Raw genomic sequence first — 20,334 nt, 5'->3', positions numbered from 1 at the left:
AAAGTTTACCGTTCTATAATTCAAAGTACGCTATATTTTAAGAATGAATATACAGTCTCCATTATATAATTTTCCGCTGCAACGGAAAGGTAACCAATTTATAAAAAGAACTCTCGATATTATATTTGCATCGATAGTTTTGATTCTTATATATCCACTGGCTTATATCATTATTGGGTGTTGCATCAAAATAATGATGCCTGGTAAAATAATCTTTTCACAAAAAAGACATGGACAATATGGGAAAGTATTTACCTGTTATAAATTCCGTTCTATGTTGCCAAATGGTGAAGCTGATATACAGCAGGCATCTCATGAAGATCCGCGTATCACTCCTCTCGGGCGTTTCTTACGTATCACCAGTCTTGATGAATTACCTCAATTTTGGAATGTTCTCAAAGGAGATATGTCTATAGTAGGACCACGTCCTCATATGCTGATACACACGGAGCAATATTGCAATATTATTCCTGAATACAACAAAAGGCTTATGGTGAAACCGGGAATAACGGGCTGGGCACAGATACACAACTTGCGTGGTGAAACGGAAAAGTTAGACAAGATGAAGAAAAGAGTGGAATATGATATATGGTATATTGAGCATTGGTCATTCTTATTAGACCTAAGAATAATGCTGAGCACAGCGAAAATCATATTTCGATAAGCCTATGCGTAAAGTCTGCTACATACTCACAATCCTGTTTTGTTTCTCTGCATCCTCCGTGATGACAGCACAAAATGGCCTGAAACAACAGAATGTTTCATCTTTCGTTGAATATGGAGCATCTGTCCACACGGGCGATAATACTCCTTTATGGCAAGTAAGTAATCAGCATGGGCTTTCCTCTATCGACAATAATACTTACTTTAGAGGTGGTGCTTTCTATACAGATACAATCCGCCAATGGAGGTTGGAAGGTGGACTGGACATGGCAGTGGCTGCAGGACTTACATCTACCTTTGTTTTGCAACAGGCATACGCAGATATTCGATACAAATGGATAGGATTACTTATTGGTAGTAAAGAGATTAATTCCCCTTTATTAAACCGAGAATTAAGTAGCGGAGGATTACTCTGGTCAGGAAATGCAAGACCCATTCCGCAAGTATGGATAGGCCTTCCTGAATATGTACAGATACTGCCACGCCTTGCCTTGAAAGCAGAAATATCATACGGATGGTTTACTGACAATAAATACCAAGAAGAAAAGGTTGGAGAAGATTTCTGGTATACCAAGAGTATCAAATACCATCACAAGAGTGGATTTCTCCGCATCGGTGTACCACAAGGTAAATGGCAACTGGATTTAGGTATGAGCCTGGATGTACAATTTGGCGGTTACAAAAGTGCCGGAATAGATGCAGGAGATTTGGGAAATAGTTGGAAAGATTATTTCAAAGTATTTATCCCGACTCATGGAGATGACAGTAGTCCGGAGGGTGAACAGATAGCTTATCAAGGTAATTTTATGGGCAGTGAGCATATCCGGATGACCTATCGTCACAATGATTTCTCAATTAGTGCCTATATGGAAAACTATTACGATGATTTCAGCGGAATGGGTAAGCTCAATGGATTTGACGGATTGTGGGGAGTCGAGTATAAATCCAATCATAAGCAAGCTATCAGTGGTTTCGTTCTGGAATATTATCAAACTACCAACCAAAGTGGTCCGATGCATGGGTTAGACTTCAGTGAGGTAAAGAAGACAGGGGGAGCCGATGACTACTATAATAATGATTGGTATCCCGGTTGGGTACATTGGGGGATGAGCATGGCCAATCCGTTGATAGCTTCTCCTATTTACAACAAAGATGGCGATATGACCTTCAAATATAATCGTGTACGAGCTATGCATTTAGGCTGGAGTGGAGACATCAGCAGTGAATGGACATACCTCGCAAAACTGTCATATAACAAAACTTGGGGAACTCCTTTCAAACCTATACCTGATATATTAGAAAATTTTTCTACTTTTGCATCAATTATCTATACTCCTCGTAAATGGAAGGGATGGAGGTTCAATGCTTCTATCGCTTTTGATACTGGAGAGATATATGGCGACAATTTAGGTTGCCAGTTGAAAGTACGAAAAATATTCTAAAGAAATGAATTACATACAGACGGAAATTGATGGCGTATGGTTGATTGAGCCAAAAGTGTTTCGCGACGAACGCGGGTATTTTATGGAAGCCTTTAAAGAGGAAGATTTTAAAGCGCACATAGGTGATGTACATTTCGTTCAGGACAATGAATCGAAATCCTCTTTTGGCGTGTTACGCGGACTACACTATCAAAAAGGAGAATACTGCCAGTCGAAACTGGTACGTGTCATTAAAGGAAAAGTTCTGGATGTGGCAGTAGACCTGCGGCGGACATCCCCGACGTTCGGCAAATATGTCAGCGTGGAACTGAGTGAAGAGAACCAACGCCAGTTCTTCATTCCCCGTGGTTTTGCACACGGTTTTCTGGTATTAAGCGACGAAGCTATTTTTACGTATAAAGTGGATAATGTGTACGCTCCACAGGCAGAAGCATCCATCCGCTTCAATGATGAAACGATAGGCATTGACTGGCCGGTTGCCGAAGAACATTTACTATTATCTCCTAAAGATAAAGCTGCTCCTCTTTTTAAGGATGCAGTATATTTTGAATAAAGAGTATGAAGATAGCTATTGTCGGTACAGGATATGTCGGTCTGGTGACTGGAACCTGTTTTGCAGAAATTGGTGTCAACGTTATTTGCGTAGACACGAACAGTGAGAAAATCGAAGCACTGAAGAAAGGTATCATTCCTATCTATGAGAGTGGTCTGGAAGAAATGGTAAACCGGAATGTGAAAGCCGGACGCCTACACTTCACAACTTCGCTGGAAAGTTGCCTGAATGAAGTGGACGTCATTTTCAGTGCCGTTGGTACTCCTCCTGATGAAGATGGAAGCGCTGACCTTAGTTATGTACTTGAAGTTGCCCGTACTATTGGCCGGAATATGCAGAAGTACATATTGGTAGTTACCAAAAGCACAGTTCCCGTTGGCACAGCTAAAAAAGTACGCGCTGCTATTCAGGAAGAATTGGATAAACGAAGCATTAACATTCAATTCGATGTAGCTTCTAATCCGGAATTTCTAAAAGAAGGTAACGCCATTAATGACTTCATGAGTCCCGACCGAGTAGTAGTAGGAGTAGAGTCCGAACGTGCAAAAAAGCTGATGAGCAAGCTTTACAAGCCGTTTTTGCTGAATAATTTCCGTGTTATATTTATGGATATTCCATCTGCCGAGATGACTAAATATGCAGCTAATTCAATGCTCGCCACCCGCATCAGTTTTATGAATGACATAGCTAATCTTTGCGAACTGGTAGGTGCGGATGTGAACATGGTGCGTAGCGGTATTGGTTCGGATACCCGTATTGGTCGTAAGTTTCTCTATCCCGGTATTGGTTATGGAGGTTCTTGCTTCCCAAAAGATGTGAAAGCACTCATTAAAACCGCTGAACAAAATGGCTACCAAATGCGTGTGTTGCATGCAGTAGAAGAAGTAAACGAACTGCAAAAAAGTATCCTTTTTGATAAGCTTTGCAAGCATTTCGACAATGACCTGAAAGGTAAAACAATTGCTTTGTGGGGGCTGGCTTTTAAACCGGAAACCGATGATATGCGCGAAGCGCCCTCACTGGTCTTGATAGATAAATTGCTTAAAGTCGGATGTAAAGTGCGTGCTTACGATCCTGCTGCAATGGACGAATGCCGCCGCCGGATAGGAGAGAGCATTTACTATGCAAGAGACATGTATGATGCCGTACTTGATGCTGATGCCTTGATGCTGGTTACTGAATGGAAGGAGTTCCGGTTACCGTCCTGGGCAGTTATCAAAAAAACAATGGAACGAGCTGTAGTGCTGGACGGGCGCAACATCTATGATAAAAAAGAAATGGAAGAGCAAGGATTTATTTATTATTGCATCGGACATTAAGAACATAAAACAGAGGGAGTTATGATAAAGTGGGGTACTATTTCTATAGTGCTCGTTATTGTGCTGACATCTTGCAATAACGTCAAAAGTGGAGAGACTTCCAGCAAGGAAGATCTGACCGCAAAGGAAATGTTGCAAGGTATCTGGATAGATGACGAGACGGATATGCCGTTAATGCGTATTAGCGGTGATACGATTTATTATGTCGACCCTCAAAATATTCCAGTTTATTGCAAGGTACTTCGCGACACAATATATGTACGAGGTAATACCCCTATAGCTTATAAAATAGACCGGCAGACAGAATACAGTTTCTGGTTCCATTCGCTTTCTGATGAAATCGTGAAATTGCATAAGTCAGAAAACCCGGAAGATACACTGTCATTCTCCAGTCAGAAAGCGGAAGCCATTCCCACTATCTCTGAAGTGGTGCAAAAGGATAGTGTGGTAATGTATAAAGGAACACGTTATCGGGGATACGTCTATATTAATCCTTCCAAGATGAAGGTAATCAGGACTACCTATTCAGATGAAGGAATTGGTATCGATAATGTATACTACGACAATGTGATTCATATCTGTGTCTATGAAGGCAAGAATTTACTGTACGGTCAAGATATAACCAAGAAAATGTTCCATACTGTCTTCCCGGAAGAAGTACTCAGCCAAATGATCCTTACTGATATGGATTTCATGGGAGTGAATGGAAAAGGCTATCACTATGAAGCTACGCTCCGTATTCCGGAAAGCTCCGTTTACCACCTTGTGGACCTGACTATTGATGCTGATAAAGAGCTACATATAAAAATGGTGGAGTAATAAAACTTCACCATTATTTCTTTTCAGGAGCTCTACCATTTCTTCCTTTTGGAGTTCCGCCTTTCTTCTTATTCCCAGCACCTTTATTTGTATTTCTGCCTCCCTTGGACGAGCGGAAGTTTCTCTTGCCTCTGCCATCATAACTACGTGGTTTGTATTCAGGTGCTTCGCCTAACTCCTCGGGTACAGCTATCTTATAAATCTCTTTCTCCAGGAAATTCTCTATTTGCTTGAAATTGCTTTGCTCCTTTTCGTTGATGAAAGTCAAAGCAACACCATCATTATTAGCACGTGCTGTACGGCCAATACGGTGAACGTAATCTTCGCTATCATGGGGAACATCGTAGTTGATCACAAGACGGATATCATCAATATCAATACCACGTGCCACAATGTCTGTAGCGACCAGAATGTTTACACGTCCGGCTTTAAATTCATGCATCACCTCCTCACGTTGAGCCTGTTCCAGATCTGAATGCATTTCACCCACATTCAACTTCATCATTTTTAGAGCTTTCGTCACCTCTTTTACCTTCAGTTTGGATGAAGCAAATATAATAACGCGTTCCGGTGTCTGCTCAGCAAAAAGGCTGCGAATGATACCCAATTTCTGATTCTCGTAACAAACATACGCTGCCTGTACGATCTTTTCAGCTGGACGGGAAACGGCAAGTTTAACTTCAGCAGGGTTGTTGAGGATAGTGTTAGCGAGTTGCTGAATTTTGGCAGGCATGGTGGCAGAAAACATGATTGTTTGCCGTTCCTTGGGCAAGTATTTCACTATCTGCATAATGTCGTCATAGAATCCCATATCGAGCATACGGTCGGCTTCATCAAGAATGAAGTAAGAGACACGCGAAAGATCAACATAACCCAAACTAAGATGAGCAATCAAACGTCCCGGAGTAGCGATTACAACATCAGCTCCCAGCATCAACCCTTTTTTCTGTTGTTCAAAAAGTACTCCGTCATTACCACCATAGACAGCTACACTACTGACAGGCATAAAATAAGAAAAACCTTCCATCTGCTGGTCTATCTGCTGTGCCAACTCACGCGTAGGCGACATAACAATACAGTTGATAGCATCTTCCGGATGGTTACCCTCCGATAGTTTATTCAATACAGGCAGCAGATAAGCGGCTGTCTTACCAGTTCCGGTCTGTGCTACGGCTATCAAATCTCTGCCTTCAAGTATAACGGGGATGGATTTCTCTTGTATAGGTGTGCACTCGTCGAAGCGCATGGCTTCCAGTGCATCAAGCACCTGATCATTCAGTTGTAGTTCGGAAAACTTCATGTTTCTTTTTATTTAGCCGCAAAGATAGGAAATAAAGTGATTAACACAAAAGAATGAAGCGACTTTGCAATCCATTCCTTTAATAGCCCGGATGCTGCTCCCATCCCGGATTCATCTGTCTGATTTTCTCTGGAATAGGGAAGACGGTAGTATATCCGTTTTCCTCGTCAGGCAGCTGCGGACGACTGCTGTAAGTACGGGTAAATTGTCCGAAACGAATTAGATCCTGGCGTCTCCAACCTTCCCATGCAAGTTCCAACTGACGTTCAGCAAGAAGATTCTCTAAAGTAGCAACACGTTCCGGTACTCCTACACGAGCACGCACTTGGTTCAGTTCTTCATCTCCATCACGCCCGTCACGAACCTTAGCCTCACTCTTCATCAATAACACATCTGCATAACGGAATAAGACAATATCATTTTCCATCAGTTTACCATCTTTCATTGCTTTATCATCAATCTCATATTTCTTCATTCGGGCGCCGGCAGTCTTTTCGTAAGGTTCATCGGATATATCTAACTTTACTTTCCACGGCTCGTAAACCAAAACAGTTCCATCATCCAATTTTACAACGTTACCTTTCAAATCGTAGACTGTACCTGCATAATAGCAGAAATCAAAACGAGGGTCTTGTAGATCGGTATCATATCCAAAGGTCTGCAGGGCTTCAATGGTAGCACTCGATCCGTTTTCACCGGATAACCCTAATGCTTTGGCATGATTATAATGGCGTGAACGGAAAAGATATTGCATCTGATTGGTGTACAGCGTTTTGCTCATAGGTACGGTAAAGATATTCTCAACGGAACTTTCATTGTATACAGCAAAATTAGCTGTATAATCCGGTTCGAGGCGATAACCAAATGCTGTGATTTTATCGCAATAAGCTTCTGCAGTCTGCCAGGCATTTATTGTAGTGCCATCTACTTCGAAAAAGATATTCTTTCCATCAGGACGAACACCATCTGTCCAGTTATTGTCTGTATAAATTTCGGCATTCAGTGCCAACTTTGCCAACAAAAAGTATGCAACAGGACGTGTCAAACGTCCGTAATAATTGCCGGAACGGTTGCTGAACTGGGCGGGCAGGAGTGGAGCGGTCTCTTGTAATTCCCTGACTACAAAGTCGAATACATTCTTACGCTCGCTCAACACAATATCTTTTGAAGCAACATTAGAGTGCAAAACCAGTGGTATGCGTCCAAACAGATCCATCAGATAATAATAGTACATTGCACGAAAAGCACGTACCTCGGCGCGATAACCGGGAAGCTCCGCATCAGAGTGGGTTAGAGCATAGGTTTCTATATGTTCCAGAGAGTTGTTACTAAGCATAATTACCTTATAAAGATATTCCCAGGTGGCCTGTATTGCATCATTGTTTACACCCCATTTATGCAGAAATAACCCTTGCCAGAAACCACCATCATACCAGTCGCCACCTCGGGTAGGCATAATGGCTTCATCAGTGGTAAAAGTATTCAGGTCGTAGATACCACGGCCGGTTCCTTGCAATCCCTGGCTATCAGCATTTCCACCTATGTAATTGTAAAGGGATGCCACTGCATTGAGATAGAGTTCAGAGATATTACTATAACCTTCCTCTTCAGGCAGTGCATCACGAGACTTTTCTTTCAGAAAACCGTCGCACGAAGTTATTCCCCAGCAAAGGGTAACTAAAATACAAAACGAATAAAATATAGAATTACTTTTCATGGCTTTAAGGTTTAGAAGTTTACACTAAGTCCGATAGTATATATACGGTATAGAGGATAATTGCGTTTATCATCTATTCCCAAAGTAGCATTTACAGACGAACTGTTTATCATAGGCGTTAAGCCCGAGTAGCCTGAAATTGTCGCCAGGTTGTTAACAGTCAGGGACAGGCGGAGCGACTGCAAGTAACGGGTATTCTTTAACGGAACATTCCAGCCTAACGTAACATAATCGAAGTTAATGTAATCACCATCTTCCAACCAGTAATCCGTAGCTGTCTGGTCTTTAATGTTCTGTGCAGGCGCTTTTTTCATGACGTTATAATCGGGGAAACTGTTCATATTCATATAAGTTAATGAAGTACCATTGTACACTTTATGGCCGAATGCACCGTTTATCTGTAGCGATATATCAAAATCTTTATAACGGAAACTGATATTGGAACCAAGTATCGTCTTTGGCACAGCCTGTCCTGCCACATAACGGTCTTCACCATCTTCCAGACTGACACCACCGCTATTCAGATCGGCAATCTGATAGGTATACCCACCATTTCCATCGGATACCAGCCCTGTGCAATGGGGCAGATAGAATACACCCAGAGGCTGACCCACAATCTGGTAAACAATATGATTGTATCCACCGTGGAATCCAGCACCATCCAGTCCGGCAAGACTCTTGTATTCTGTAGCTGAAATATGTTCGCCCTGGTAGTTTCCGTCAAGAGAAAGTAATTTGTTTTGCTGGAAAGTCAGATTGGCATTGATATTCAGTTCCATGTCTTTGGTCTTCAGCGGCGTAATGCCGATAGATAGCTCTGTTCCATAATTACGCATAGAACCAATGTTTGCCAGTAAAGTATTATAAGTAAAAGGTGGTACACTCACGTTATAAAGATAAAGCATGTCCTTCGTCTTGGAATTGTAATAATTGGCAGTCAGCAGCAATCGGTTACCCAGCAAAGCTACTTCTATACCGGCATTGAATGTCTGCTTCACTTCCCACTTCAAATCCGGATTCGTATTCCGCAACTTATCCATTGTGACTACAGGTGTAGAACCTACCGGTGCAATACCATTAGGTCGCATCAAATTCAACGTAGTATATGAATCAATGCCGTTTTGATTGCCTGCCAAACCATATCCTGCACGGATTTTCAGATTATCGATAAAAGAAAGTTTTTCCATAAACTTCTCTTTACTAACTACCCATGCAACAGATACAGCCGGGAAAAATCCCCATTTATGATTACTGCCAAACTTGGAAGACGCATCCCCACGGGCATTCACCGTAAGGATATATCGATCATCATACGTATAATTCACGCGCCCCATAAAAGAAACCAAACGAGGGTCTTCGTAGTAGGAATTAGTTCCATCCCACGGACGAATGGCACCTCCCTGAAGATTATCATAACCTAATTTGTCATTACTGAAATTTGTAACTGTTGTATAAAATCCGGAATATTTGTCTTTCTGTATCTCTGCCAGTCCTAAAACGTCAAAGAAGTGTTTCCTCCATTCTTTTTTATAAGACAGCATCAGGTTACCCAGCAATGATTCCATTTTCTTGTCTCCTCTGTATGCCTGCCCTTGTGCCCAGACAGCAACAGGCAGATACTGCGCATTTTCTACTACATTATATGTATAGGAACCGAAAAAAGTCAGTTTCCATGCTTCGGCCAGATTGAATGTCAACCGGGCATGCGTACTGATATGCGATGTAGCATTCTTGTCTTTCACATCCATCCATGCCAACGGATGTGATAACTGGCTGGCATAAGCATATCCATCCCAGCTACCGGTCTCCGGATTCTTGTGATTCGGGAAAGTAGGATTATACGAAGCAGCAGAATAGAATACTTTGTGCAGATTCACCAGATTACGTTCCTTCTGTACGGAACCAAACATACCAAGATCACATTTAAGAAAATTATCGAATACATACTGTGTCATATTCATATTCGATGTGAAGTTCTGCAACTTTTCATTGACAATCACTCCTTCACGATTCATTAGAGCGAGTGAAACACGATAATTGGAAGTATTCGTTCCTCCCGAAAACGCGATATGATGATTATGCTGTAATCCCGTTTGCTCGATCTCTTTCTGGAAATCTGTATTGTTTCCCATATCCAAAATTGAGATGCCACGCTCCTGAGCCAATGTCCGGAATTCATTTCCATTGAGCATCCTCACTGTTTTATAGCTTGAGGCAATGCCGAAACTTCCATTATAGTTAACGCTTGTACGTCCGCTGACACCTTTTTTTGTAGTAATCTCAATCACACCCGATGCTCCGCGCGAACCGTATTGTGCAGTTTCCGAAGCATCCTTCAGGATAACAAAGCTTTCAATATCCGCCGGATAAATAGATGTAAGCATACTCAGGTCACCAAAAACTCCGTCTACAATAATTAACGGGTCATTTCCAGTAGTCAGGGAGGTAGTGCCACGCAGACGGACAGCGTCCAGCGCAGCAGGTCCATTCGAACCTTTCAGAATCGTCAATCCAGGTACCCGTCCACGGATGGCATCCAGCGGATTGGTAATCTGGTCTTTATTCATCTGATTTTCAGTAATTCTTTCCACCAGGCCAGAAAGATTCTTACGAAGTCCGGTGGCATATCCAACAGTGGTTATCGAATCAGGGAGGGGAACATGAAGTTTTGTTTGTGCGACAGCAGGTAAGCCGACTGCAACTAAAAGTAAAGAGAGACAGAATAGGTTCCTTATTCTCTTCATAGTATTCAAATTTAAGAGGTTCCGCAAATATATATGTCACTATATGAAACAAATATATTTGCGGAATAGTTCAACTCATTTCGGCAAATCGATATATGAGTCTTTGAAGCCTAAGAAATAGAGTACCCCATCCAAACCAATCGTGTTAATAGATTGCTTTGCATTGGCAACCACTTTCGGTTTGGCATGGAAAGCAATGCCCAATCCGGCAACGCCCAGCATCGGAAGATCATTCGCTCCGTCACCCACAGCAATGGTCTGTGCAATGTCTACCTTCTCTACCTGTGCAATGAGGCGCAACAGTTCGGCTTTTCGCTTACCGTCCACCACATCTCCCAGATAACGGCCGGTCAACTTACCGTCCACTATTTCCAATTCATTGGCATATACATAATCAATGCCATATTTCTTTTGAAGATATTGCCCGAAATAAGTGAAACCACCGGAAAGAATGGCTATCTTGTAACCATACTTTTTCAATACATACATCAGGCGGTCTACACCTTCCGTAATGGGCAGATTCTCTGCTATTTCCTGCATGACAGATTCATCCAGACCTTTCAACAAAGCTACACGCTCACGGAAACTTTCAGTAAAATCTATCTCACCACGCATAGCACGCTCAGTGATGGCTTTCACCTCATTGCCCACACCAGCGCGTATAGCCAATTCGTCAATTACTTCCGTTTCAATCAGAGTCGAATCCATATCGAAACAGATCAGTCGGCGCATCCGGCGATACATATTATCAAGCTGGAAAGAGAAATCCATTTCCAGTTCGCTCGCCAGCTTCATTAACTCTTCCTGCATAGCAATACGGTCTTTCGGAGTTCCCCGGACAGAAAACTCTATGCAGGCACGTGTACGCGAATCACATTCATCCAATGGAATACGCCCCGTCAGGCGTTTGATGGCATCGATATTCATCCCCTGTTCAGCAAGAATACGGGTAACGGCAGAGATCTGGCGGGCAGATAATTTACGCCCCAGCAGAGTAAGGATATAGCGGTTCTTTCCCTGCATATTCACCCAATCTTCATATTCCTTTACTGAAATAGGATAGAAGCGAATCGTCACTCCCAAAGAAGACGCTTTGAAAAGCAACTCTTTCATAATGAATCCTGAATGTTGTTCCTCTGTCTTGCATAAGATACCTAATGACAGTGTATTATGGATGTCGGCCTGACCAATGTCAAGAATAGTAGCGTCGTATTTAGCTAAAATTTCTGTAACAGATGCAGTCAATCCCGGACGATCTTCGCCCGTGACCCGGATAAGTATAAGTTCTGTGCTCAATGGTTGCATAAAAGTTGTTTATCTAAATTAATGAATAACACGATGCAAAAGTAGGCAAAATTTCTTTTGCGCCATTCATTAAACAGTAATAGTTCTGAAAGGTTCCCTCTTTCAGCCTAATGCTAATGAGAAAAACACACCATATCTATTCATCAAATGCATCATATATATCATGCTGAGAGATATCCTGAAATGCAAAACATGTTATATAACATGAAAAAGTTAACCGTTTACTTGATTTTCAATAATAATGTTGTACCTTTGTCCCCGATTTAGAACAAATGGTTCTATAATCTTAGTAAACGTTGATCGTATATTTGTTTGTTAAGACGTTATTTCATCGTCCGACAAACACTTATAAATCAACTAGTATTAACCAAAACCGCCTTACATGAAGCATGTAAAATGGATTTTTGTTGTATTACTAATTAGTTCCTTGACTTCTTTCGTAGAAAAAGACAAACCTACCGGAGGTTTAAATGTGGGTGACATAGCCCCTGATTTTAAAATCAAAGCTATGTCGACTGAGCAACAACCGACTCAAAATCTGTCAAAGATGAAGGGAAAATATGTGTTACTCAGTTTCTGGGCAAGTTACGACGCGCAATCCCGGATGCAAAACGCAAGTTTAAGCAATGCACTTCGTTCAACTTCTCAAAACAATAATGTGGAAATGGTTTCCGTATCATTCGATGAATATCAATCTATCTTTGAGGAAACCATTCGTAAGGACCAAATAGTTACGCCCACCTGTTTCGTGGAAACTAAAGGCGAGTCGTCCGGCATCTTTAAAAAATACCGTTTAGGCCGGGGATTTACTAACTATTTACTGGATGATAATGGTGTGATTATAGCCAAAAACATCTCTGCTGCAGAACTTTCAGCTTACTTGAATTAAGCTTTCACTGCACATTGCCATGAAAGATTTAAAGAACATGTAAGACGAAAGTGGGGTTGCTTCTAAATACACATACGATGAGAATGCATCGCTAAAGTTATGAAGAAGCAAAGACAAAAGAGGAAATGGATACAACAAAAAAGCCCCTCCTGCACTTGTGGTAACACAAGGAGCAGGAGGGGCTTCTTATTTTTATTCATTCGGTTATTCCTTATTTCGGTGCTTTCTGATACAAGTAGAATGCTATGAAAGCATAGAGTATATTCGGTATCCATACGGCAACTACCGGAGGTACATTACCATTTACAGCAAAAGTAGAAGCGATCGTTTGGAAAAGGATATATGAGAAACTTAATGCCAAACCTATACCCAAATGCAATCCCATTCCACCCTTGGTCTTTTTCGAAGAAAGAGAAACTCCGATCAGCGTAAGGATAAACGATGCAAACGACATGGCAATGCGCTTATGATATTCAAGTTCAAACTCCTTGATATTGGCAAATCCACGCTGCCGCTGCCTGCTAATATATTCACTTAATTCGGGACTGGTCATCATTTCCTGTTGATTTTTCATAATAAGGAAATCAGCAGGCTCCATGAAAAGGATACTGTCAATACGATCACCCTTAACTATATTTTCTTTCATGCCGTCCATCTCGCGTATCATGTAATCCTTAATGGTCCATTTATGAACAGATGCTGTATCATAAGTAATGGAACGAGCCGTAAGATGAGACACCAACTGCTTATCTTTAAATTTATCCAATGAAAAGCGATATCCTGTCTTACTATAATCTTCAAAACGTTCAATATAGGCAATCACCCCCGAATCCACTTCCAGCTGAATATTCCGGGCAGTATTTGATTTACGTTGCTTATAGTACTTATCCTCAAAATTGATACGTGTCACACTACCCTTAGGTATTACATAAGAGCCTAAGCAAAAAGTTACTACCGCAATAATGGCAGCCGATACCATATAAGGCCGGAGCATCCGCTTAAAACTCATTCCGGTAGAAAACATCGCAATAATCTCCGAGTTCTCGGCCAGTTTTGAAGTAAAGAATATAACCGAAATAAACACAAACAGCGGACTGAACAGATTGGCAAAGTAAGGAACAAAGTTCAGATAATAATCAAAAACTATGGCTTTCCATGGCGCTTCGTGTGACATGAACTTGTCCATCTTCTCATTAAAGTCGAATACCACTGCAATAGAGATAATCAATGCAATGGCAAACACATAAGTTCCGAGGAACTTCTTGATAATGTAGAAGTCGAGCCGCTTCAACCACTTCCAGTTATCCGGCAACTTTATACCTTTTATTTTCCAGTTCAGTTTTCTCATAACCTTGTCGATACGCGTTTTACCATCATCGGTTTCCATGTAGAGAAGTCACCGGCAATGATGTGCTTGCGGGCTTCACCCACCAGCCACAGATAAAAAGCCAAATTATGGATAGATGCAATTTGCATAGCCAGCAATTCTTGCGCATGGAACAGATGGCGCAGATACGCTTTACTATATAAGGTATCTACAGCAGAAGCTCCGTCTGCTTCAATAGGAGAGAAGTCTGTTTCCCATTTCTTATTGCGCATATTGATGATACCGTCTTTGGTAAACAACATACCATTCCGTCCGTTTCGGGTTGGCATCACGCAGTCAAACATATCTACGCCACGCTCTATGCCTTCCAGGATATTTACCGGTGTACCTACCCCCATCAGATAACGGGGTTTATCTTTCGGCAGAATCTCGTTCACCAACTCAATCATCTCATACATCTTGTCTACCGGCTCACCTACTGCCAAACCACCGATAGCATTACCATCCGCACCCTTCGATGCAATGAATTCCGCTGACTCCTTGCGAAGATCAGGATATACACATCCTTGAACAATGGGGAAAAGCGACTGTTGGTATCCATATTTTGGTTCCGTCTCATTGAAACGCTGAATACAACGGTCCAGCCAACGGTGTGTCAGTCCTAATGACTTTTTGGCATACGCATAATCCGAATCTCCCGGAGGACACTCGTCAAAAGCCATCATAATATCTGCACCAATCGTACGTTCGATATCCATTACCTTTTCGGGAGTGAAGATATGTTTGCTACCATCAATATGTGAACGGAATTCTGCACCTTCTTCCCGTAATTTACGAATACCCGACAATGAAAAGACCTGGAAACCACCACTATCCGTCAACATCGGACGGTCAAAACCGTTGAACTTATGAAGTCCTCCGGCTTTTTCCAATACATCCAATCCCGGACGCAGGTACAGATGATAGGTATTTCCTAATATGATCTGCGCCTCGATATCTTCTTTCAGTTCGGTTACATGCACACCTTTCACCGTTCCTACGGTACCTACCGGCATAAAGATAGGTGTTGCTATCTGCCCGTGATCGGTGGTTATCAATCCTGCACGCGCGTTACTTTTACTGTCTGTATATTGTAAGTCGAATGTCATTCTGCTTTCTTTTCTGTCTTTTCTTTCTTTACGGACAAGTCAATGGCATCGGCTACCTTTTCATTGGTCAGCGCAATGGCAAATACTTCTTTCACATCTTTCACGTAGTGGAAAGTCAATCCCTTGAGGTAGATTTCCTGTATTTCGTCAATATTCTTACGATTCTCTTCACTCAAGATAATGTTCTTGATGCCGGCACGTTTGGCAGCCAGAATCTTTTCCTTAATACCTCCTACGGGAAGCACCTTACCACGAAGTGTTATTTCTCCTGTCATAGCAAGATTCGCTTTTACCTTACGTTGGGTGAGGGCAGAAGCAAGAGATGTGGCCATCGTAATACCGGCTGAAGGTCCATCCTTAGGAATAGCACCTTCCGGTACATGTACATGAATATTCCAATTATCAAAGATTTCTTCATCCAGATTTAACAAAGAAGCATGTGCCTTGATATATTCCAAAGCCAGCATTGCAGATTCCTTCATGACGTCGCCCAGATTTCCGGTCAATGTCAGACGTCCGCCTTTTCCACGACTTAAACTGGTTTCTACAAACAAGATTTCTCCGCCTACGGCAGTCCATGCCAGTCCGGTGACTACACCAGCGTAATCATTACCCTGATATTTATCACGGGTATACTCCGGTGCTCCGAGGAATTCATATAAATCTCCCGGCTTAATCTCCTGTTTGGCAAAATAACCATCTGTAGCATACTGACGTGCTGATTTACGAAGTATCTTACCTATTTTCTTCTCCAGTTCACGTACGCCGCTTTCACGAGTATACGACTCGATAATTGCCTCCAGCGTATTCTTCGGTATCTTGATATCATTCTTCTTCATACCGTTAGCTTCCAGTTCTTTCGGAACCAAATGGCGGCGGGCAATCTCTATTTTCTCTTCGGTGATATAACCACTTACCTCAATCAACTCCATACGGTCGAGCAAAGGTCCGGGAATAGTATTCAGGTTATTTGCAGTAGCTATGAACATCACTTTAGACAAATCATAATCTACATCCAGGAAGTTGTCATGGAATGTTGTATTCTGTTCCGGATCGAGTACTTCAAGCAGGGCAGAAGAGGGATCCCCCTGACGGTCTGAGCTAACTTTATCAATTTCGTCCAAGATAAACACCGGATTTGATGAACCTGCCTTGATCAGACTCTTGATAATACGTCCCGGCATAGCACCGATATATGTCTTGCGGTGTCCACGGATTTCAGCTTCATCATGCACACCACCCAATGACATACGAATGTACTTACGCTTCAAGGCAGCAGCGATAGAACGTCCCAAAGAAGTTTTACCCACTCCCGGAGGGCCATACAAGCAGATAATAGGCGACTTCATGTCACCTTTCAACTTTAATACAGCCAAGTGCTCCAAAATACGTTCTTTCACCTTCTCCAAGCCATAATGATCTTTATTTAAAGTCTTTTCGGCATTGATCAGGTTGAGATTATCCGTAGTATATATTCCCCATGGCAAACTCAACATTGTTTGCAGATAATTAAGCTGCACACTGTAATCAGGAGATTGCGGATGTGTACGCTCCAATTTATCCACCTCTTTCATAAAGATGTCTCTCACTTCTACACTCCATTTAGTAGTGAGTGCTTTGCGGCGCAGCTCTTCAATTTCCTGTTCCTGGCCACCGCCACCCAATTCATCCTGAATGGTTTTAATTTGCTGTTGCAGGAAGTATTCACGTTGTTGTTGGTCAATATCTTCTCGTGCACGCATCTGTATGGACTCCTTAATCTCGGCAAGCTGCACTTCCCGGTTCAGTATCTCTAATAGACGGTAAGTACGTGCCCGCAATGAGTCAATACGTAGCAACTCAATCTTTTCATCTTTCTTCAATGGAAGATTCGTGCAAATAAAATCTACCAAAAACATAGGATTAGTAATGTTCTTGATAGCAAATGCAGAATCCTGCGGGAACATATCAGATGATTTGATATATCTTATAGTCAGATCCTTACAAGCTTCCACCAAAGCATGGAACTCTTTATCATTTTTATCGGGAATATCTTCTTCCAGTGCCTTTACGCGTCCTTTCAAATACGGAGTTGTATCTACAATTTCTTCCAACTCCATACGTTTGACGCCTTGCAGGATAATCGTTGTTGTCTGATCAGGCATCTCCAGGATACGGATAATCTTACCGATCGTACCAATAGTATGCAAATCTTCCAACATTGGCATTTCGGTTTCAGCCACTTTCTGACAGACTACTCCGATATATGCACTCTTCTTTTCTGCTTCACGCACTAATTTCATGGAAGTCTTTCTCCCGACAGATACCGGCATAAACACGCCTGGAAATAAAACCATATTCCGTAAAGGCAATATCGGAAGTATCTCATTCACTTCAATATCCATCAATTGTTCCTCATTCCCCTCAAAATCAGCAATTACTGAGAAAGAGTTTCCTTCTTCTCTCGTCTCCATATCTTTTAGGTAAAGTCTTTTCTTCATTTTGTTCTTTTTAAGTTTATGTCACACTGACAGGGCTTACAAAGCGCCTGCAAAGTTAATCTATTCTTCATTAATATAAAGCACCTTTTCTATAAAAAGACAAAAACAGTGCCAAATTAGTCGTAATATTCCCGACTTTGCCTATTTTTGCCCTCAAATAATAACTATAAACGATGCCAAATCCTTATTTTCAGTTTAAACAATTTACTATATGGCATGATAAATGTGCCATGAAAGTAGGTACAGATGGAGTTCTTTTGGGTGCCTGGGCAGAAGTTGGAAACCCTCAACAAATTCTCGATATTGGTACCGGCACAGGATTGATAGCTTTAATGTTAGCTCAACGTAATCCGCTTTCACAAGTTACAGCTATAGAAATAGATGAAGCCGCGGCAACTCAGGCAGAAGAAAACATAGCACGTTCTCCATGGGCAAATAGGATAAAAGTTATCTGTAATGATTTCAGTTTATTTCAAACAGATAATAAATATCATCTGATAGTTTCTAACCCTCCTTATTTTGTTGATGCTTTAAATTGCCCTGACAAGCAACGCAATATGGCACGTCACACCCGCGAACTGAATTACGAGTTACTTTTCCGGCGTTCGGCACACTTTCTTGAAGATCAGGGGAGGATATGTATCATCATTCCTACTGAAGCAGAGAAGTTAGTAATTGATACAGCTTGGAAATACAAATTATACCCTTCACGACGCCTTCATGTTTTTACCAAGCCAGGCAAGCCTAGCAGGAGAGTACTTATCGCATTCGGACATCAGGAACAAAAATGTATGGAGGAAACTTTATGTATTGAGGTGGAACGCAATCAATTTACACCGGAATACATTGCGTTGACAAGAGAGTTTTATTTAAAGATGTGATTATATTACTTCTCTTTTTTTTCATAAAACAGTAAACCTACTCGATTTATATGGTCTCCAATTGGAGTACCGATATTCTTATTATAGTCAATAACATCTACTTTATACAGCAACCCCAAATCTTCTATTTGAATATTTATATCCATCAATTGATTGAAAGAAATATCATTCCCCACTATAGCAAGATCTATATCCGATCCTTCTCCATAGTTACCTTTAGCTCGTGAACCGAAAATTACAGCCTTTTCTATATTAGCATGCTTCTCAAGCACACTACAAATATCAGCAATGACAATATCACTTAATCCGTACATAGTTATTCCGGATAAATATTATTTTCTATATTTGATTTCTCTTGAGTTAACCTAATGTTCAATTGCTTTAATAGTACAGCGTATTCTTCAAATATATTTTTTACTATTTCGATAGCTTCACCCTCATTATAAGTATGCGAGGTTGTTACTCTTGCTTTAGCCATTCTCCGCCAAGCATCATGATTGGAAATCAAACCATCTTCAAAGGCTTTTTGAAGGGCACCGTTAGGACCTTGCATAAACTCATACCCTTTGTATTTTAAAAAATCTTGTAATACCTTCCATGCCAGTTCAAAAGTATATTCAAATCGCTGTATAAGTCCCTCTTGCTCCAATTCTGATAAATCCTCCGGGGATTTGTCGGATTCAGTGATTTCAAGTACTCTTTTACAAGCTTTTTGAAAGCTATCATAACGCTGCAACCAACGAACATCTTGATTCTCCTCCATGATATTACATTTTTAGACACTTATCCATTCGCAGTAAATATAGAAATAATATACACTTTAGAGAAATATATTACTTCACTTTTTATAATAAAATGATAAGATTAATAGAAAAAGTGCCCAGTTGTTTAAAAAAAAAGAAGGTGTCATTTATAACACCTTCTTTCACCTTACTGTCGGGGTAGCGGGATTCGAACCCACGACCCCCTGCTCCCAAAGCAGGTGCGCTAACCGGACTGCGCTACACCCCGAATGCCTTATTTCTTAAAAGCGAGTGCAAAGGTAGAAAGTATTTTGTAATAAGCAAAGAAAACTGAAGTTTTTTTATTAAAAAAGTTTCAGAAGAGGTCTTGAATGCTCATTAAAGTATAGTCACCTCCGTGTCATCTCCGTACCAAGTCCGTATCAACTCCCAATAAAGGTACCTTTATACGGACTTGGTACGGACTTGACTATATCCGGATAGGTAGCAGAGATATCAACATACCTCACCAACATATATATTAGATAGGAATGCAGAAAACATAAAATAATAGCTGGCAAAACGATATTTTTCAACTAACTTTATGCCCCGAAAAACAATTGGCTGATTTCAACGTTACACTATAATAAAAAAGACATCATGAAAAAACAAATCTTTAGTATGGCTGTCATGGCAGTCGTATTTGCTGCATGTGGTGGCACTAAAGCCCCCGTTACAGTAGTAGGATCGTGGGTAATGCCCATTAATGGACAACCCGGAGAAGTACAAGGCATCAAACTGGAAGAGAATGGAGAAGCATCTTCCATTAATATGCACACACTGGTATACAAAGAATGGGAACAGCAAGGCGATCAGCTTTACCTGACAGTAAAAAGCATTGGTAATGGAATAGAAATTGAAGGTGTGGATACTCTGAAAATAGACAAGTTAACACCGGATTCTTTAGTACTGAGTTCTAACTACGGATACACTTTAGAGTATGTAAGGCAGAAATAATACAAACT

General features: G+C 41.2%; 17 protein-coding genes and 1 tRNA gene. 8 read left to right on the top strand and 10 right to left on the bottom strand.

The window, feature by feature from the left end:
• Positions 1-43 precede the first annotated feature (43 nt).
• From BACINT_RS09575 to BACINT_RS09555, 5 genes are all read left to right on the top strand, one after another.
• On the top strand, positions 44-664 hold the full coding sequence (locus BACINT_RS09575) for an exopolysaccharide biosynthesis polyprenyl glycosylphosphotransferase (protein ID WP_007662612.1): 621 nt from the start codon (positions 44-46) through the stop codon (positions 662-664).
• A gap of 61 nt (positions 665-725) precedes the next feature.
• Positions 726-2,105 (top strand): capsule assembly Wzi family protein, encoded by a 1,380-nt coding sequence (locus BACINT_RS09570; RefSeq protein WP_007662610.1) that lies wholly within the window; start codon positions 726-728, stop codon positions 2,103-2,105.
• Positions 2,106-2,109: 4 nt separating this feature from the next.
• Positions 2,110-2,658, top strand: coding sequence for a dTDP-4-dehydrorhamnose 3,5-epimerase (rfbC, locus tag BACINT_RS09565; protein ID WP_007662608.1), 549 nt, complete (start codon positions 2,110-2,112; stop codon positions 2,656-2,658).
• Between the two features lie 5 nt (positions 2,659-2,663).
• Positions 2,664-3,977, top strand: coding sequence for a UDP-glucose dehydrogenase family protein (locus tag BACINT_RS09560; protein ID WP_007662606.1), 1,314 nt, complete (start codon positions 2,664-2,666; stop codon positions 3,975-3,977).
• 21 nt (positions 3,978-3,998) lie between these two features.
• Positions 3,999-4,796, top strand: coding sequence for a DUF4738 domain-containing protein (locus tag BACINT_RS09555; protein ID WP_007662604.1), 798 nt, complete (start codon positions 3,999-4,001; stop codon positions 4,794-4,796).
• A 13-nt stretch (positions 4,797-4,809) separates the two neighbouring features.
• Here BACINT_RS09555 and BACINT_RS09550 read toward each other — a convergent pair whose 3' ends face one another.
• The 4 genes from BACINT_RS09550 to serB form a co-directional block, all read right to left on the bottom strand.
• Positions 4,810-6,096, bottom strand: a complete 1,287-nt coding sequence (locus tag BACINT_RS09550) for a DEAD/DEAH box helicase (protein WP_007662596.1) — start codon at positions 6,094-6,096, stop codon at positions 4,810-4,812.
• 79 nt (positions 6,097-6,175) lie between these two features.
• Positions 6,176-7,813: a RagB/SusD family nutrient uptake outer membrane protein gene (locus tag BACINT_RS09545; protein ID WP_007662594.1), complete on the bottom strand. Its 1,638-nt coding sequence runs from the start codon at positions 7,811-7,813 to the stop codon at positions 6,176-6,178.
• Positions 7,814-7,824: 11 nt separating this feature from the next.
• Positions 7,825-10,557 (bottom strand): SusC/RagA family TonB-linked outer membrane protein, encoded by a 2,733-nt coding sequence (locus BACINT_RS09540; protein WP_007662592.1) that lies wholly within the window; start codon positions 10,555-10,557, stop codon positions 7,825-7,827.
• 75 nt (positions 10,558-10,632) lie between these two features.
• Positions 10,633-11,862, bottom strand: coding sequence for a phosphoserine phosphatase SerB (serB, locus tag BACINT_RS09535; RefSeq protein ID WP_007662590.1), 1,230 nt, complete (start codon positions 11,860-11,862; stop codon positions 10,633-10,635).
• 382 nt (positions 11,863-12,244) lie between these two features.
• On the opposite strand from serB, the gene BACINT_RS09530 reads away from it, so the two are divergent.
• Positions 12,245-12,751 carry a thioredoxin-like domain-containing protein gene (locus tag BACINT_RS09530; RefSeq protein ID WP_007662588.1) on the top strand — a complete coding sequence of 169 codons (507 nt, stop codon included), beginning with the start codon at positions 12,245-12,247 and terminating at the stop codon, positions 12,749-12,751.
• Between the two features lie 211 nt (positions 12,752-12,962).
• Here BACINT_RS09530 and BACINT_RS09525 read toward each other — a convergent pair whose 3' ends face one another.
• The 3 genes from BACINT_RS09525 to lon are packed head-to-tail and all read right to left on the bottom strand — an operon-like array spanning position 12,963 to position 17,706.
• Positions 12,963-14,099, bottom strand: a complete 1,137-nt coding sequence (locus tag BACINT_RS09525) for an LptF/LptG family permease (protein WP_007662587.1) — start codon at positions 14,097-14,099, stop codon at positions 12,963-12,965.
• Positions 14,096-15,226, bottom strand: a complete 1,131-nt coding sequence (tgt, locus tag BACINT_RS09520) for a tRNA guanosine(34) transglycosylase Tgt (protein WP_007662586.1) — start codon at positions 15,224-15,226, stop codon at positions 14,096-14,098. Before tgt ends, BACINT_RS09525 begins: the two co-directional genes overlap by 4 nt.
• Positions 15,223-17,706 (bottom strand): endopeptidase La, encoded by a 2,484-nt coding sequence (lon, locus tag BACINT_RS09515; RefSeq protein WP_007662585.1) that lies wholly within the window; start codon positions 17,704-17,706, stop codon positions 15,223-15,225. Before lon ends, tgt begins: the two co-directional genes overlap by 4 nt.
• 173 nt (positions 17,707-17,879) lie before the next feature.
• Here lon and BACINT_RS09510 point away from each other — a divergent pair, with 173 nt between their 5' ends.
• Positions 17,880-18,587 (top strand): tRNA1(Val) (adenine(37)-N6)-methyltransferase, encoded by a 708-nt coding sequence (locus tag BACINT_RS09510; RefSeq protein WP_007662584.1) that lies wholly within the window; start codon positions 17,880-17,882, stop codon positions 18,585-18,587.
• Positions 18,588-18,592: 5 nt separating this feature from the next.
• Here BACINT_RS09510 and BACINT_RS09505 read toward each other — a convergent pair whose 3' ends face one another.
• The 3 genes from BACINT_RS09505 to BACINT_RS09495 all read right to left on the bottom strand — a co-directional run bounded on the left by BACINT_RS09505 (position 18,593) and on the right by BACINT_RS09495 (position 19,598).
• Positions 18,593-18,901 (bottom strand): nucleotidyltransferase domain-containing protein, encoded by a 309-nt coding sequence (locus BACINT_RS09505; protein WP_007662583.1) that lies wholly within the window; start codon positions 18,899-18,901, stop codon positions 18,593-18,595.
• Positions 18,902-18,903: 2 nt separating this feature from the next.
• Positions 18,904-19,350 (bottom strand): HI0074 family nucleotidyltransferase substrate-binding subunit, encoded by a 447-nt coding sequence (locus BACINT_RS09500; RefSeq protein ID WP_007662581.1) that lies wholly within the window; start codon positions 19,348-19,350, stop codon positions 18,904-18,906.
• A gap of 173 nt (positions 19,351-19,523) precedes the next feature.
• Positions 19,524-19,598 (bottom strand) — tRNA-Pro (locus tag BACINT_RS09495).
• Positions 19,599-19,969: 371 nt separating this feature from the next.
• On the opposite strand from BACINT_RS09495, the gene BACINT_RS09490 reads away from it, so the two are divergent.
• Complete coding sequence (locus BACINT_RS09490; RefSeq protein ID WP_007662576.1) at positions 19,970-20,326, top strand: lipocalin-like domain-containing protein; 357 nt, start codon at positions 19,970-19,972, stop codon at positions 20,324-20,326.
• The last annotated feature ends 8 nt before the right edge of the window (positions 20,327-20,334 follow it).

It is taken from the genome of Bacteroides intestinalis DSM 17393 (assembly GCF_000172175.1).
Lineage (GTDB): Bacteria > Bacteroidota > Bacteroidia > Bacteroidales > Bacteroidaceae > Bacteroides > Bacteroides intestinalis.
The sequence above is the reverse complement of the archived record's forward strand: the minus strand, read 5'-3'. Positions and strand labels throughout refer to the sequence as shown.

Coding starts and splice junctions, on each gene's coding strand:
- BACINT_RS09575 (WP_007662612.1), top strand. CDS start 44: ATGAATATACAGTCTCCATTATATAATTTTCCGCTGCAACGGAAAGGT.
- BACINT_RS09570 (WP_007662610.1), top strand. CDS start 726: ATGACAGCACAAAATGGCCTGAAACAACAGAATGTTTCATCTTTCGTT.
- rfbC (WP_007662608.1), top strand. CDS start 2,110: ATGAATTACATACAGACGGAAATTGATGGCGTATGGTTGATTGAGCCA.
- BACINT_RS09560 (WP_007662606.1), top strand. CDS start 2,664: ATGAAGATAGCTATTGTCGGTACAGGATATGTCGGTCTGGTGACTGGA.
- BACINT_RS09555 (WP_007662604.1), top strand. CDS start 3,999: ATGATAAAGTGGGGTACTATTTCTATAGTGCTCGTTATTGTGCTGACA.
- BACINT_RS09550 (WP_007662596.1), bottom strand. CDS start 6,096: ATGAAGTTTTCCGAACTACAACTGAATGATCAGGTGCTTGATGCACTG.
- BACINT_RS09545 (WP_007662594.1), bottom strand. CDS start 7,813: ATGAAAAGTAATTCTATATTTTATTCGTTTTGTATTTTAGTTACCCTT.
- BACINT_RS09540 (WP_007662592.1), bottom strand. CDS start 10,557: ATGAAGAGAATAAGGAACCTATTCTGTCTCTCTTTACTTTTAGTTGCA.
- serB (WP_007662590.1), bottom strand. CDS start 11,862: ATGCAACCATTGAGCACAGAACTTATACTTATCCGGGTCACGGGCGAA.
- BACINT_RS09530 (WP_007662588.1), top strand. CDS start 12,245: ATGAAGCATGTAAAATGGATTTTTGTTGTATTACTAATTAGTTCCTTG.
- BACINT_RS09525 (WP_007662587.1), bottom strand. CDS start 14,099: ATGAGAAAACTGAACTGGAAAATAAAAGGTATAAAGTTGCCGGATAAC.
- tgt (WP_007662586.1), bottom strand. CDS start 15,226: ATGACATTCGACTTACAATATACAGACAGTAAAAGTAACGCGCGTGCA.
- lon (WP_007662585.1), bottom strand. CDS start 17,706: ATGAAGAAAAGACTTTACCTAAAAGATATGGAGACGAGAGAAGAAGGA.
- BACINT_RS09510 (WP_007662584.1), top strand. CDS start 17,880: ATGCCAAATCCTTATTTTCAGTTTAAACAATTTACTATATGGCATGAT.
- BACINT_RS09505 (WP_007662583.1), bottom strand. CDS start 18,901: ATGTACGGATTAAGTGATATTGTCATTGCTGATATTTGTAGTGTGCTT.
- BACINT_RS09500 (WP_007662581.1), bottom strand. CDS start 19,350: ATGGAGGAGAATCAAGATGTTCGTTGGTTGCAGCGTTATGATAGCTTT.
- BACINT_RS09490 (WP_007662576.1), top strand. CDS start 19,970: ATGAAAAAACAAATCTTTAGTATGGCTGTCATGGCAGTCGTATTTGCT.